Origin of the sequence: Streptomyces sp. NBC_00483, assembly GCF_036013745.1 — a bacterium.
In the GTDB taxonomy this organism is placed as follows: Bacteria; Actinomycetota; Actinomycetes; order Streptomycetales; family Streptomycetaceae; genus Streptomyces.
Map to the genome: position 1 here is coordinate 1,619,636 of NZ_CP107880.1, position 14,328 is coordinate 1,633,963.

Genomic DNA, 14,328 nt, shown 5'->3' on the forward strand with positions numbered 1-14,328 from the left:
CCCAACGAACCGGCAGGCCACAAGCCCCGTCAGGCGTCCGAGCGCCGCCCCGCGCGCGCCCGCACGACGGCCCAGCCGAGGCCCCCGACACCGATCGCGACGAGCAGCGCCTCGGGCCACTCGCCCGCGCGCGTGGCGAGCGTCTGCGACGTCCGCTTCGGGACGTCGGCGATCAGGGTCGCCGGCTCGAACATGCCGGTCTGCTGCTCGATCGTGCCATCGGCCCGGATCACGGCGCTGACCCCGCTGGTGACCGGGACCATCACGGCCCGGCCGTGCTCGACGGCCCGCACCCGGTCCATGGCGAGCTGCTGGTACGTCATCTGGCTGCGCTCGAACGTCGCGTTGTTGCTCGGCACGGACAGGATCTGCGCGCCTTCCCGGACCTGGTCGCGCACCGTGGCGTCGAACGCGGCCTCGTAGCAGGTCACGTTGCCGACCTTGGTGCCCGCCATGTCGAAGACGACGGCCTTCTTGCCGGGTACGAACTCGCCCGCCCGGTCGACGTCCTTGCTGAAGATCCGGAAGAAGCTGCGGTACGGCATGGTCTCGCCGAAGGGCTGCAAGCGCCGCTTGTCGTAGACGGCGCCCGGGCCCGTCTTCGGGTCCCACTGGATGAGCCGGTTCCGGGGCTTGCCGTCCGCCGGGGTCACGACAGCTCCCACCGAGATGGGCACTCCGACGGCCTGCGCGGCCTTGGTGATCTCGTCGTAGGCGTCCTGGTTGACGTACGGGTCGATGTCCGAGGAGTTCTCCGGCCACAGCACCAGGTCCGGGCGCTTCACCTGTCCCGACTTGATCTTCGCGGCGAGCTTCATGGTCTCGCGCACGTGATAGTCGAGCACGGCGCGGCGCTGGGCGTTGAAGTCGAGGCCCATGCGCGGCACGTTGCCCTGGATGAGCGCCACGCGCGCGGTGCCCGCCTCGGCGCCGGTCGCCACGAAGGGCATCGCGACCGCTCCGGCGACGACCGGAGCGACGGTGAACGCGGCCGCGGCGGCAATGCCCTTGTCCTTCAAGAAGGACAAGCCCTTGAGAGGCGACGCGTCCTCGGACGAGGCCCGGCGCACCTTCCTGACGCGCAGCGCGAGGGCCCCGAGCCCGAAGCCGCACAGGACCACACCGAAGCCGAGAAGCGGAGTGCCACCCAGCGAAGCGAGGGGCAGGAACACCCCACTGGGCTGCCCGAACGCGACCTTCCCCCAAGGGAATCCACCGAACGGGGCACGCGCACGCAGCGCCTCGGACGCGATCCAGACCCCACTGGCCCACAGCGGCCACAGCGGAAGCCGCGACACGTAGGCAATGCCCATGCCCGCGAGCGAGACCAGCAGTGCCTCCGCGGCGGCGAGCGCCAGCCACGGCAGCGGACCGACGTCGACGCCGGTCCAGGAGAGCAGCGGCACCAAGTAGGCGAGCCCGAAGGCCAGGCCGAGTCCGAAGCCCGCCCTCAACCGCCGCCCGTACACAGCCACGCCGAACAGTGCGAAGGAGATCGGCGCGAGCCACGGGAGCTCGCGCGGCGGAAAGCTCACGTACAGGAGCAGCCCGGCGATCACCGCGAACGCGAGGGGCACGAAACGCCGCAGGTGAGAACGGACCTTCGAGAGCACAGACTGCTCTGCGGGCTCGTCCGACGGGGCTACGGGAGGTGCGGTGGCGGTCACCCGGGGAGTGTACGGCGCGCCGCTGTCACGCCGACATGCCGGTCGGCGGGCGCCCCGCGTCGACCGCGCAGGCGGATCGTTCCTGTGCAACACCGGCCCGCCTCGGCCCACCAGCCGTTACGGTGTGCCCAAGTCCCCGATGCCGCGGCCACTTCCGGCCACGCATCCGGGGCCCGTCTACGTCGGGGGGCGGCGGATGGGTGCGACGGGGTGGTCAGCGGGTGCGGCGACAGATGCTGCGCTGGAACGGCGTGGTGGAGCGTCCGATGCCATCGGGGTCGCGGTCCTCGGGTGTTGCGCGGCATGGTCCCTGATCAGCGCGACGGCACGCGCGGGCAGACCGGAAGGCGTGCTCCTGGCCGTGCTCGCCGTGATCGCGGGGTTCGCGTGCGGACGCATCGGCGGGGCGCTCGTCCCGGTCGCCTCGTCCTGTGCGGTCGGACTCGGCGGCCTGTGCCTCGCGCTCACCGCTCCGTACGCGGTGCCCACACCTGATGTCGTGACGCCGATGGGCCGGGTCGGCGCGACCGCGGCGCTGCTCGCCCTGTCCACGGGGGCGCTGTGCTGCGCGGCCTGGTCGGCGCGGCGGCGGGCTGCGCGGATCGCGCTGCACCTCTTGGCGGCGGGCAGCGTGGTGGTGGCCGCCGTCGTCGACTCACCGGGCGGGATGACGGCGTGCGCCGGCGTCGTCCTGTGCTCGCTCGCGGCGGCCCGCCTACGACGCCGGGCGATCGGCCTGAGCGGTCTCGGCCTCTCCACGGCCGTCATGGCCGGTCTCGGTGTGGCGCTCGCCAAGAACGTCCTGCCGTCCGGCCCGACGGCCTCCCTGGAGGCGTGGCTCTCGCCGCGGCGGATCCTGCTGTGGCGCGACGCCCTGCACCTCGCCGAGAACGATCCCGCCCTGGGCACGGGCCCCGGACGCTTCGAGGACCTCAGCCCGACGCTCGCGCAGTCGCCGCTCTCCGACGGCAAGCCGCACTCCGCCGTCCTCCAGATGGCGGCCGAGCAGGGACTCGTCGGCGTCCTGCTGCTCGCAACGGCCTACTGCTGGCTGCTGTACGTCCTGTGGCGCTCGGCGCGGTCGACCCAGGTGGTGCTGGCGGCGGGTGCGGCGCTGACCGCGGTGGCCGCGATGGCGCTGGTAGGCAACGCGCTCAGCTTCACGACCGTGACGGCGGGCGTGGGCCTGCTCGCCGGGATCGGCACGGCCGAACCGTTCACGGACGGGCCGCCGGACGACGACGTGGCCGCCCCGGAATTCCTCCGGAGCGGCCACGACTGAGTTGACCCGCCGGGTCCTGCGGTCAGACGACCGGACCCGCGTGCGGCCGCTTCAGGCGGTCGCGGATATGCCGCACCGCGCCCTCCGCGTCGTCCACGGTCACCGTGAACCTGCGGCCGTCACCGAGGACGAGCACCACGCCCTCGCCGCGCCGCACCACGACGGCCGTGCCGATCTCCGGGCGCCAGCGGTAGCCCCAGCCGCCCCACTGCCGGGGCGTGACGCGGGGCGCGAAGTCCGCCTCGACCACATGGGCGAGCGGGATACGGCGGCGCGGGAGGCCCACGTGGCCGCAGCGCACCTCGAGGTGGTCCTTGTCGACCTTCACCGCGACGTGGAGGAAGGCGAGGGTGCCGAACAGGATGAGCAGGCCCACGGCGATCAGGCCGACCACGGACATGGCCAGGGCGAGTATGCCGGTGGCCCAGGAGTTGTCCACGGCCAGCTCGATGCCCAGAGCCAGGCAGGCGAGCCCGCCACAGGCCAGGATCCACTGCACACGGTTGTGTGCGCGGCCGGTCCAGATGTCGGTCACGGGGGCGGAAGAGCGTCGCCCTGAGTGCTCGTCGGGGGCGTGTTCCCTCATGGAATCGAGCCTACTCATGTTCCGCGGGTCCGGCACCGGCTTGCGCAGCCTTGTGGGCCGGACCGGGCTGAGCCGGGCCGGTGCGGTCGCTCAGCCCGCGTGGCTCAGCGCCTGGAGGTCACGGCCTTCCGCGTAGGCGAGTGCCTCCTTGGGAAGCGTGTCCTCCCGGCCGCCCAGCAGCACCGTGAGCCTGCCGCGCGCATCGGACCCGGCCTGCGGGCCCTCGCCGATCCGGCGCAGCGCCTGCGCGGCGACGGCGCCCGCGCTGCTGTGCAGGGCGAGCAGGTCCGCGTCGGGCTGCTGCACCGCGGAGCGGATACGCTCCGCGACCAGCTCGTAATGGGTGCATCCCAGGACGACGGCCCTTACATCACGGGGCGTGAGGGCGGCCGCGGCCTCGATGGCACGGTCGATGCCCTCCTCGTCGGCCCACTGCACCGCGTCGGCGAGGCCAGGGCAGGGCACCTCGGTGACCTGGGCGCCGCCTCCGAAGTCCCGGATCAGCGCCTGCTGGTAGGGGCTTCCGGTGGTCGCGGGCGTGGCCCAGATGGCGACCTGGCCGCCGCCCGCGGCAGCGGGCTTGATCGCGGGGACGGTGCCGATGACGGGGATCTGCGGCTCGAGCCGGGCGCGCACGGCGGGCAGTGCGTGCACGGAGGCGGTGTTGCAGGCGATGATCAGCGCGTCCGGGCCGTGCGCGGCGGCGACCTCGGCGACGGCGAGCGCCCGCTCGGCCACGTCCTCGGGCGTGCGCGGCCCCCACGGCATGGTCTCCGGGGCGGAGGAGAGCACGAGGTCGGCGTCCGGGCGCAGGCGCCGTACCGCCGCAGCGGCCGCGAGCAGTCCGATTCCCGAGTCCATCAGCGCGATCTTCACCCGGAAACCATAGACGATCGGTCCGACAATGCCCGTGCCGGTGGGGCAGACTGCGGCGGATGGACGTCGTTGTGTGGATCACCGCGGCTTCGCTCGCCGCATGGCTGTGGCTACTGCTGTGCCAGGGCTTCTTCTGGCGTACGGACCTGCGCCTGCCACCGCGCACCGAGCCCGGAAGCTGGCCGGATGTGTGCATTGTGGTGCCGGCCCGCGACGAGGCGGAGGTGCTGCCGGACAGCCTGCCGTCCCTGCTCGCCCAGGACTATCCGGGGCGGGCGGAGATCTTCCTGGTGGACGACGGCAGCTCGGACGGCACGGGCGAGGTGGCACGCACCCTCTCGGAGCGGTTCGGCGGGCTCCCCCTCACGGTCGACTCACCCGGCGAGCCGCCCCCGGGCTGGACCGGAAAGCTGTGGGCGGTGCGGCACGGCATCGGCCTGGCACGCGCGCGTGACCCCGAGTTCCTCCTGCTGACCGACGCCGACATCGCGCATGAGCCGGACAGCCTGCGGGAGTTGGTGGCGGCGGCGCGCACGGGCTGCTTCGACCTGGTGTCGCAGATGGCGCGGCTGCGGGTGGAGAGCGTGTGGGAGCGGCTGGTCGTGCCCGCGTTCGTGTACTTCTTCGCGCAGCTGTACCCGTTCCGTTGGATCACACGGCAGGGCGCACGCACGGCCGCCGCGGCGGGCGGCTGCGTGCTGCTGCGCACCGAGGCGGCCGAGCGGGCGCGGATCCCGGACGCGATCCGGCAGGCGGTCATCGACGACGTGTCGCTCGCACGGGCCGTGAAGCGGTCCGGTGGGCGCATCTGGCTGGGCCTCGCCGAGCGCGTCGACAGCGTGCGGCCGTATCCGCGCCTCGCGGATCTGTGGCGCATGGTGTCCCGCAGCGCATACGCACAGCTGCGGCACAACCCGCTGGTGCTGCTCGCCACCGTGCTGGGGCTTGCCCTGGTCTACCTGGTGCCGCCCGCGGCGCTGTTCGTCGGCCTGTTCTCGGGCAGCGCGCCGGCCGCACTGCTCGGCGCGCTCGCCTGGGCGGTGATGGCGGGAACGTACATCCCCATGCTGCGCTACTACCGGCAGACGCTGTGGCTGGCGCCGCTACTGCCGTTCACCGCGCTGCTGTACCTCCTGATGACGGTGGATTCCGCTGTGCAGCACTACAGGGGGCAGGGCGCGGCCTGGAAGGGGCGTACGTACGCCGCGCCCGATCGAGGGTGAACACCTCGCCGCGGAACGCTACTTGCGGCCCCGTGTCCAGTTCATGCCCCACCCGTAGGCGCGGTCCACGGTGCGCTGCGGGCTGACGCCCCGGTCAGGGACGAGATAGCGGGCCTCGCGCTGCACGGTCAGGTCGCCGCCGTCGTTCGTGAGCAGGGCGAGCGCGCACACCGTGGAGGGCACCGTGCACTCGTCCAGGGAGAAGTCGATCGGGGCGCCGTGCGCCGGTTGGAGCGTGACCGTCGCATGGAGGTCGGCAAAACTGCGCGCGCCTTCGTAGATGGTCACGAAGACGAGGATGCGGCGGAACGCGTCCGTGCGGTCGAGGTTGATGGTGAGGTTCTCGCCGGCGGTCAGGCCTCCGCTGCGGTCGTCGCCGTCGAGGTGGATGTACGGGGCCTCGCCCAGCGCCCCGAAGGCGTTGCCGAGGGCCTGCACCACTCCCTTGCGCCCGTCGGCCAGTTCGTACAGGGCGCACAGGTCGAGGTCGAGGCTCCGGGCGCGCCTGCTCCCCCGGCCGCCGAACTGCTTGAGCACCTCCCAGTTGAGGTTCACGCGCAGGGCGCCGGACGTACCGCCCTGCTTCGCCAGGGAGACGGTCGGAGCGGCCTTCGTCAGCGTCACCTTGGTCGGTTGCACGGGCGCCGCGCGTGTGGGCGTCGCCGATGGCGCGGCGGCGGGCGGCGCCGCCTGCTTCGGTTCGTCCACCGTGATGCCGTAGTCCCTCGCGAGGCCCGCCAGGCCGCTGTCGTAGCCCTGGCCCACGGCCCGGAACTTCCAGGCTCCCTGACGGCGGTACAGTTCACCGAGGACAAAAGCTGTCTCCACCGTCGCGTCCGCGCTTTCGTAGCGGGCGAGTTCGGCCCCGTCCGCCGCGTCGACGACGCGGACGTACAGGCCAGGCACCTGTCCGAACGCCCCGCCGTCCGCGGACGCCGCGAGGACCACCCGCTCGATGGCGGGCTCCACGCGCGCGAGGTCGACGAAGAGGGTGTCCGTGACGGTGCCCCCGCTGGTGGACCTGCCCTCGTGCCGGACCGCCCCGGAGGCGTGCGTCGGCTGGTTGTAGAACACGAAGTCCGCGTCCGAGCGGACCTTTCCGGAAGCGAGCAGGAGCGCCGAGGCGTCGACGTCGGGTACACCGGGGCCTGAACGTCGGCCCAATTCGACGCGTACGGCGGTAGCAGGCACCCCGACATTCGACCCTTTAGCCATTGTCATGTCCGCCCCAAACGCCTGCCCTCGGCTTACCGTCCAACCTATTCCCTGGAGCCTTCCGGCTCCCAGAGGCCCGTTCGAAGATCACTGGCCAACCGCCGGTAACCCCCCGAAATTTTGGGCTCTACAGGAAATCTGCCCCGGGCGACGACCGTTTTCCCCAAGTTCGCTCGCATTGAGGACGCGCGGTCACACACGACACGCAAAAGAACCCTCTTATCGGTCTACCCCAACGACCACATCGTGGGCTTAACTTATGTGTCATGACCTCCCCCCGCTCCACATATGGCGGCGGTTACTACTCCGCGCCGTCCTTCCCGGACACTCCGATCTACGACTCACTCGTCGCGGAACGGGGTACGCCGCAGATCGCCCCGATCCGGGTTCCCTCCGCGTACGAAAGCAACAGCCACCTGCCGGCGCTGCCTGCCGCGCTGCCCGCCCTGCCGTCGGCGCCCTCCGCGCCCTCGCCGCAGTACGGCTATCCGCACCCGCAGAACGCCCCGATGCAGGCGGCCCCGACCGCGTACATTCCGCAGCAGGCGAGCGCCCAGCGCGGCTATCCGGGCCAGCAGGCCCAGCAGCAGCCGCAGCGTCCCGCGCCCGGCCAGGCGACCGGTTACGAGGCAATGCGCCCGGCCACGCCGCGGCCCGCCCCCGCGCCGTACGAGGATCCGTACAACCGCCAGCAGTACCGCGGTTACTGACCCGACACGGCCGGAACGCTCCGGCCCACCACAGCAGCCACGGGCGATGTCCGTGGCTGCTGGCAGAATTACCGGCATGTCGCAGCCAGTACTCAGTTCGATCCATGTCCACCCGCTCAAGGCGGTTCGGGGGCACGCTCCGCGCGAGGCCGCCGTGGAGCCGTGGGGCCTGGCAGGGGACCGGCGCTGGGTGCTGGTGGGCACGGACGACAAGATCGTCACCCAACGGCCGCATCCGCGCCTGGCGTTGGCCGCCGCCGAGCAACTGCCCGGCGGCGGCGTTCGCGTGTCGGCTCCGGGCATGGACCCGCTGACCGTCGAGATACCCGGGCCGCGGGAGACGACCACGATCGAGGTCTGGTCGGACAAGGTCGAGGCGGTCCCCGCCGACCGCGCGGCCCACGCGTGGTGGAGTGCGTACCTGGGCACCGAGATACGCCTGCTGCATCTGGACGACCCGGCGACCAGACGCCCCATCGACCCGAAGTACGCGCGCCCGGGCGAGACAGTGAGTTTCGCCGACGGCTACCCGCTGCTCCTGACGACGCTCTCCTCGCTCGACGCCCTCAACTCCTTGATCGCTCAAGGTGACCACGCCGACGAGGGCCCGCTGCCCATGAACCGGTTCCGGCCGAATGTCGTCGTCTCCGGCACGCCTCCGTGGGCGGAGGACGACTGGTCGCGCATCGCGATCGGGGACGTCACCTTCCGTATCACCAAGAAGAGCGGCCGCTGCGTGGTCACGACGACGAACCAGCAGACCGCGGAGCGTGGCAAGGAACCCCTGCGCACGCTGGCGCGACACCGCCGCTTCGGCGACCAACTGTGCTTCGGCACGAACCTGGTGCCCGAGTCGACGGGCACCGTGCGTATCGGAGATCCCTTGAGGATCCTCGAATAACCGTCATCCGGCTGGGGAACCCGGCGCCGCGGCATGCTCGTTGAGAGACAATGGCAGTGTCGGAAGCGCCGGTGGGCAGGGGCGAGCCAGGACCTGGAGCCAGGTGACGTCGCTCTCTCTTCTCTCCTCCGGCATGCGGGCGCTGCCGTTCGGGGTTATGACAGACCCGGAAGGGGGTGCAGACCGTGCGAGCGTTGATCGGGCTATGGCGCTGGCGTCACAATCCGGTGTGCCGCGGGACCGACCTGGCAGAGGCCTGGGTCGCCCTGGTCGCACTGTTCCTCATCGTCGTCGCCGCGCCGCTGGCCGGCGTCGTCGCGGGGTCCATGTCGCGTGACGCTCTGTATCGCTCCGTGGAGGAGCAGCGCAGCATGCGCCACGAGGTGACGGCGACCGTGGTGCACAAGGTGGCACAGCCGCCGCTCGATCCCGACCCGGAGACCTCCACGGCGCGTGACGCACACACACGCGTGGTGGCGACCTGGAAGGCGCCGGACGGTTCGACCCGGCAGGACCGCGTCGTCGCCGCCCTCACCACCCCGCACCGCGGCGACAAGTTCACCGTGTGGACCGACGACCAGGGCCGCGCCGTCGGCCGGCCCCTCGACCGGCCCACCGCCGCCACGCACGCGGCGCTCGCCGGATTCGGTGCGGCCGTCGCCGTCACCGGCCTGGTGGAAGGCACCCGGCGCCTGGTCCTGTGGCGCATGCTGCGCCGCCGGTACGCGCGTTGGGACAGCGCCTGGGACATCGCCGGACCCGACTGGGGCAGGACCGGCACGGGCAGCTGACCGCCGCCCACAGGCTCGTCGCTCTGGTCAACTGCCGTGCTCCGCGCACGCTACGGTGGAGCCACCTTTTGGCAGGCAGAGCGCAGGAAGCAGCCAGGGACAGCGCCCCGCGAGGCGCGCACAACTTCCTGCGTAAGACGAGGTGGGGGCAGATCAGCGCCATGGCACAGGGCTCGGTCCAGGTGACGCACGCCGGTACTTCGCGGTGGCGGCGCCGCACGGGTGAGTATGCGTCGCTGGCAGCCGCCCTGGAGGCGGCGACCGACGGTGACGTACTGACCGTGGCCCCCGGTACGTACCGGGAGAACCTGGTACTGCGGCGGGCCGTCACGCTGCGTGGCCCCGAGGGCTCCCCCGGCTCCGTGCGGATCGCGCCCGCGGACGGCGTCCCCGTGACCGTACGGGCCTCCGCGTCCGTGCGTGATCTACAGGTCGAAGGGCAGGACGCGGCGGCGCCCGCGCTGCTCGTCGAGGAGGGCGCCCCGGAGATCGTCGGCGTCCGCGTGGTGACCCGGTCCGCGACCGGCGTCGAGGTCCGCGGCGGCGCCCGGCCCACGGTGCGGCAGTGCACCGTCGACAACCCCGGCGGCATCGGCATCGCCGTGCTCGACGGCGGGGGCGGCGTGTTCGAGGAGTGCGAGGTCGTCGCCGCCGGGCAGGCGGGCGTCGCGGTGCGCGGGGGCGCGCATCCGCGGCTCGAGCGCTGCCGGGTGCACCACACGTCGGGTGCGGGCCTGTCCGCGACCGGTGAGCACTCCGGCCTGGAGGCCGTGGGCTGCGAGGTGTACGAGGTCAAGGGTTCCGGTGTGCAGATCACCGGGCGGGCGGCCGCGCACCTGACCGACTGCGATGTGCACCGCACGACAGGGGACGGCGTCACGCTCGACACGGACGCGGTGCTCACCCTCGCCGACTGCCGCGTCCACGACGTCCCGGAGAACGCGATCGACCTGCGCTCCCGGTCCGTGCTCACGCTGACGCGTTCCACCGTGCGCCAGTTCGGGCGCAACGGTCTTTCGGTGTGGGACCCCGGCACGCGCGTGGACGCCAACCAGTGCGAGATCCACGACAGTACGGGCGACTATCCGGCCGTCTGGGTCAGCGACGGAGCGACCGCCGTGCTCGAATCCTGCCGGGTGCACGACGTGCCGGACGCGCTGTTCGTGCTCGACCGCGGCTCGCGCGTGGACGTCGTCGACAGCGACCTCTCCCAAGTGCGCAACACCGCCGTGTCGGTGAGCGACGGGGCGACCGCGCAGCTCGACGACTGCCGCATCCGCGAGGCCGCGACGGGCGCCTGGTTCCGCGACCACGGCAGCGGCGGCACGCTCGCCAACTGCACGGTGGACGCCACACAGACCGGCGTGATCGTCACGAAGGGCGCGGACCCCACGATCGAGCGCTGCACGGTCACCTCGCCCACCGAGGCCGGTTTCTACGTGTCGGCGGGCGGCCGGGGCAGCTTCCACGGCTGCCGGGTCGCGGACAGCGGCGGCTTCGGCTTCCACGTCATCGACGGCTGCCGTACGAGCCTCAAGAAGTGCCGTACGGAACGGTGTTCGCGTGGCGGCTACGAGTTCGCCGAGGACGGCCCGCTGATCGAGGACTGCACGAGCGACGAGAGCGGCGGTGTGAGCCCCGGTGCGACGGCGGCCCCGCAGCCGGCCGTGCAGACCGCGACGCAGACCGTCGGCCTGCTCAGCGCCGTGCCCGACCAGCGGCCCGTGGCGGCCCCTCAGGAGCCCGCGGAGGAGTCCCGCACATCCAAGCTCGTTCTCGGTGAACTCGACGCTCTGGTGGGCCTGGAGAGCGTCAAGCGCGAGGTGCGCGCCCTCACCGACATGATCGAGGTGGGCCGCAGGCGCCAGGAGGCGGGCCTCAAGGCGGCCTCCGTGCGGCGGCACCTGGTGTTCACTGGCTCCCCCGGCACCGGCAAGACGACGGTGGCGCGCCTGTACGGCGAGATCCTCGCGTCGCTCGGCGTCCTCGGCCAGGGACACCTCGTAGAGGTGTCCCGTGTGGATCTGGTCGGCGAGCACATCGGCTCCACCGCGATCCGCACCCAGGAGGCCTTCCAACGGGCCCACGGCGGCGTCCTGTTCATCGACGAGGCGTACGCCCTGTCCCCCGAGGACTCCGGGCGCGACTTCGGCCGCGAGGCGATCGACACGCTCGTGAAGCTGATGGAGGACCACCGTGACGAGGTCGTCGTGATCGTCGCCGGCTACACGGCGGAGATGGAGCGCTTCCTGTCCACCAACCCCGGTGTGGCCTCCCGCTTCTCACGGACCATCACGTTCTCCGACTACGTGCCCGAGGAACTGCTGCGGATCGTGGAGCAGCAGTCCGACGAGCACGAGTACCGGCTCGCCGACGGGACGCCGGAAGCACTCCTCAAGTACTTCACGGCGCTCCCGAAGGGGCCCGCGTTCGGCAACGGCCGCACCGCGCGGCAGACGTTCGAGTCGATGGTGGAGCGGCATGCGGGCCGGGTCGCCCAACTCGACGACCTGGACACCGACGCGCTCACGCTGCTCTACCCGGAAGACCTGCCCGAACTGCCCTGAGGCTGCTCGGCGTCGGGCCGCTGCTGCGGTACGCCCGGCTTGAGGCGGGCGAGCAGCCGGGCGCGCTCCTCGGCGAAGACCGGGTCGGCCTGGTAGTCGCCGTGGCCCAGGATCGGTGCGGGGAGCGGGTGTTCGGCGGTCCGTCCGTAGGCGAGCGGGTCGAGGAGTGCCGCGTGGTCGACCTGCGGACCGCACTCGCCCGGCAGGTTGATCGGCCCGCCGATGGGGTCGGTCCTGCGGTGCAGATTGCGCCAGCAGTCGACCTGGCGGTGCAGCGAGGCCAGCGCCTCGGGTCCGAACTGGGCCGGGAACCAGCGCCCGTACAGCCGCTCCAGGGGCGATCCGTAGGTGAGCAGTCCGACGCGCTTTCTTACGGAGGGATGCAGTTGCCAGGCGGCGGCCGCCGCGAGGACGCTGCCCTGGGAGTGCCCGGACAGGATGAGCCGGCCTCCGGTGGCCTGTGTCCAAGTGGCCATCCGCCAGGTCAGGTCGGGGACGGCGCGCTCGGCGTAGCAGGGGGGCGCGAAGGGGTGCGCGGCACGCGGCCAGAAGGTGCCCACGTCCCACAGGATGCCGATGGTGCGGCGTGCGGACGCGTCCTTGTAGGCGCGGCGTCCCCAGGTGACGAACAGTATGAAGCCCAGGCCGATGAGCCAGGAGCCGAGCGCCTGCGCCGAGTCGGCCGCCCCGGCCACGATCGCGTACGAGCCCTGGGCCGCGGTGCCCGGCACCTTCCCTGTGGTCCAGGCGCCGACCACGGCGAGGGCGCCGAGCAGCAGCGTCACCGAGGAGACGACGCCGATCATCACCGGCGCCTTGTCGGTGAGGGCGGCACGCGCGCGTGTGCCCGCGATGCGTGACGTACGGGCGGTGTCCGGGGGTTCGCTGGTGCTGCCCGGCTTTTCGTCGAGGTGGTAGTCGACCGCCACTTGGGCCGTCTCGCGCTTCTTGATACGGGCCGTGCGCAGGGCGAGTGCGCCGCACAGGACGGCGACCACGATCAGCAGCGGCGGGATGACGGAGGCCTGCCAGGTGAGCAGCACGGGCGGGCCCTTGATGAGGCCGCTGGTGCCGTCCAGCCAGTCGGCGACGCGCTGCGCCACGCCACCGCTCATGACGCCGCCGAGTGCGCACGCGAGCATCGCGGTGGCGGGACCGCCGAGGCCGCGCAGCGCGGTGCGCGGGTCGCGGGCCGTGCGGTAGATGGCGTGCGCGACGAAGGCCAGGGCGATCACGAGCGCGCCCTGGACGAGGGTGATGCCGCCGAAGCTCATGTCGCCGGGCAGCCGTCCGAAGGACTGCCATCCGGGGCGCGACCAGGCCGCGTACACCATGGTCACGAGGAGCAGGACGAGCGCCGCGTAGGGCAGGGCGCGTACCACCGTGCCGTCCAGGGTGTCGTCGACCCGGCTCTCGCAGCGGCCGCGGTGCACGACGACGCCGATGACGGCGAGGGTGCCGAGGACCAGTGCGCCCACGATCAGCCAGCCCAGCACGTCGAGCAGGGCAGGACCGCCGGACGCCCGGTCGAAGCGGGCCGCGGACGTGCCGACGGCCGCGGCCACGGTGAGCAGTGCGGCCGCGGTGTGCGCCGAGCGCAGGCGGGCGACGAGGCGGCGGCCGTACCAAAAGCCGGGCCTGCCGAGCGCGTTGTCGATCTCGCCGTCGGTGGGCTCGGCCATGTGCGGCAGCGGGTGCTGCGCCTCGTACGCGCTCCAGGTGCGGTGCGAGAGGTACCAGAGCAGACCTGCCAGGGCGGTCGGGACGAGCGAGGCGAGCGCGAGGCGGCGGCCGGGCTGGCTCCACCAGCCGCCGCCACCGTGCGCGTCGACGGAGAGGAAGCCGAGCCAGGCCCGCTGCTCGGCGCAGGCCGGTGTGCCCGCGCACTGCCAGGCCGTCAGGTCAAGGGCGACCTCGCACGCGGCGCCGACCAGCAGCACCGTGAGGGTGAGCGAGAGGAGGCGGACGAGCAGGCCGTAGAGGCGTACGGTGCGGGATCTGCGGCGGGCGTTGGGGCGCATCCAGTGGGACAGGTTCACCACCATGAAGGGGAGCAGCAGCAGCCACAGCGCCCGTGATCCGTTGCCCGAGGTGAGGTTGCACCAGACGTACGCCTCGGGGACGGGCTTGCCCCGGTAGTCGTCGGGGCGCGACTCCGCGTCGGCGTCCTCGCCGCGCCGGAAGACGGCCGCCGTCTCGTCGCCCGAGACCCGCACCGGCTGCGGGTCGTCGAGCATCTCTTGAGGAGTGGTGCCGCCGACTCCGTGGACGAGAAGTTCCAGAGCGGTCTCGTCCGTGGTCGTGGGCGGTGTCGCGGATGGCGTGGTGGACGGCTTCGCGGAGGGCGTCGTCGCCGGTTCCGCCGTGGTGCCGTTCCGTTGTCCGTGCTCGTGTGTCGTGCTCATGTGTCCCCCGTTTCTGAACACGACCAGGATCTCGGCCCGGCGCCCCTTCGGGCACCCCTCGTCACGGAATCTCCCCGAGGTGCCCCACCCCATTCACCCCTTGGC

At 72.3% G+C, this 14,328-nt stretch carries 11 protein-coding genes; 6 read left to right on the plus strand and 5 right to left on the minus strand.

Annotated elements, in window-relative coordinates:
• Positions 1-29 precede the first annotated feature (29 nt).
• Entirely contained in the window at positions 30-1,667 is a 1,638-nt protein-coding gene (gene lnt, locus OHA73_RS06960) for an apolipoprotein N-acyltransferase (protein ID WP_327654532.1), read from the minus strand.
• Positions 1,668-2,016: 349 nt separating this feature from the next.
• Here lnt and OHA73_RS06965 point away from each other — a divergent pair, with 349 nt between their 5' ends.
• Positions 2,017-2,949 (plus strand): O-antigen ligase family protein, encoded by a 933-nt coding sequence (locus OHA73_RS06965; protein ID WP_327654533.1) that lies wholly within the window; start codon positions 2,017-2,019, stop codon positions 2,947-2,949.
• A gap of 22 nt (positions 2,950-2,971) precedes the next feature.
• Here the strand turns inward: OHA73_RS06965 and OHA73_RS06970 are convergent, their stop codons facing one another.
• Positions 2,972-3,535, minus strand: coding sequence for a hypothetical protein (locus tag OHA73_RS06970; protein ID WP_266716307.1), 564 nt, complete (start codon positions 3,533-3,535; stop codon positions 2,972-2,974).
• A 90-nt stretch (positions 3,536-3,625) separates the two neighbouring features.
• Positions 3,626-4,411 (minus strand): glutamate racemase, encoded by a 786-nt coding sequence (locus OHA73_RS06975; protein WP_327654534.1) that lies wholly within the window; start codon positions 4,409-4,411, stop codon positions 3,626-3,628.
• Between the two features lie 59 nt (positions 4,412-4,470).
• Between OHA73_RS06975 and OHA73_RS06980 the strand changes: the two genes are divergently transcribed.
• Entirely contained in the window at positions 4,471-5,634 is a 1,164-nt protein-coding gene (locus OHA73_RS06980; RefSeq protein WP_327654535.1) for a glycosyltransferase, read from the plus strand.
• 18 nt (positions 5,635-5,652) lie between these two features.
• Here OHA73_RS06980 and OHA73_RS06985 read toward each other — a convergent pair whose 3' ends face one another.
• Positions 5,653-6,849, minus strand: coding sequence for a TerD family protein (locus OHA73_RS06985; RefSeq protein ID WP_327654536.1), 1,197 nt, complete (start codon positions 6,847-6,849; stop codon positions 5,653-5,655).
• 266 nt (positions 6,850-7,115) lie between these two features.
• On the opposite strand from OHA73_RS06985, the gene OHA73_RS06990 reads away from it, so the two are divergent.
• The 4 genes from OHA73_RS06990 to OHA73_RS07005 all read left to right on the plus strand — a co-directional run bounded on the left by OHA73_RS06990 (position 7,116) and on the right by OHA73_RS07005 (position 11,818).
• Positions 7,116-7,559, plus strand: coding sequence for a DUF6643 family protein (locus OHA73_RS06990; RefSeq protein WP_266716299.1), 444 nt, complete (start codon positions 7,116-7,118; stop codon positions 7,557-7,559).
• A 76-nt stretch (positions 7,560-7,635) separates the two neighbouring features.
• Complete coding sequence (locus OHA73_RS06995) at positions 7,636-8,460, plus strand: MOSC domain-containing protein (protein ID WP_327654537.1); 825 nt, start codon at positions 7,636-7,638, stop codon at positions 8,458-8,460.
• Positions 8,461-8,645: 185 nt separating this feature from the next.
• Positions 8,646-9,251, plus strand: a complete 606-nt coding sequence (locus tag OHA73_RS07000; protein WP_267071653.1) for an Rv1733c family protein — start codon at positions 8,646-8,648, stop codon at positions 9,249-9,251.
• Between the two features lie 161 nt (positions 9,252-9,412).
• Positions 9,413-11,818, plus strand: a complete 2,406-nt coding sequence (locus OHA73_RS07005; RefSeq protein WP_266716293.1) for a right-handed parallel beta-helix repeat-containing protein — start codon at positions 9,413-9,415, stop codon at positions 11,816-11,818.
• On the opposite strand, the gene OHA73_RS07010 is transcribed toward OHA73_RS07005, so the two are convergent.
• Complete coding sequence (locus tag OHA73_RS07010) at positions 11,788-14,223, minus strand: hypothetical protein (protein WP_327654538.1); 2,436 nt, start codon at positions 14,221-14,223, stop codon at positions 11,788-11,790. The genes OHA73_RS07005 and OHA73_RS07010 overlap by 31 nt on opposite strands.
• Between the last annotated feature and the right edge of the window lie 105 nt (positions 14,224-14,328).

Bases quoted from the DNA above. Each gene is read 5' to 3' on its own strand.
- OHA73_RS06970 (WP_266716307.1), bottom strand. From the start codon at position 3,535: ATGAGGGAACACGCCCCCGACGAGCACTCAGGGCGACGCTCTTCCGCC.
- OHA73_RS07005 (WP_266716293.1), top strand. From the start codon at position 9,413: ATGGCACAGGGCTCGGTCCAGGTGACGCACGCCGGTACTTCGCGGTGG.
- OHA73_RS06980 (WP_327654535.1), top strand. From the start codon at position 4,471: ATGGACGTCGTTGTGTGGATCACCGCGGCTTCGCTCGCCGCATGGCTG.
- OHA73_RS06990 (WP_266716299.1), top strand. From the start codon at position 7,116: ATGACCTCCCCCCGCTCCACATATGGCGGCGGTTACTACTCCGCGCCG.
- OHA73_RS06985 (WP_327654536.1), bottom strand. From the start codon at position 6,849: ATGGCTAAAGGGTCGAATGTCGGGGTGCCTGCTACCGCCGTACGCGTC.
- OHA73_RS06995 (WP_327654537.1), top strand. From the start codon at position 7,636: ATGTCGCAGCCAGTACTCAGTTCGATCCATGTCCACCCGCTCAAGGCG.
- OHA73_RS07010 (WP_327654538.1), bottom strand. From the start codon at position 14,223: ATGAGCACGACACACGAGCACGGACAACGGAACGGCACCACGGCGGAA.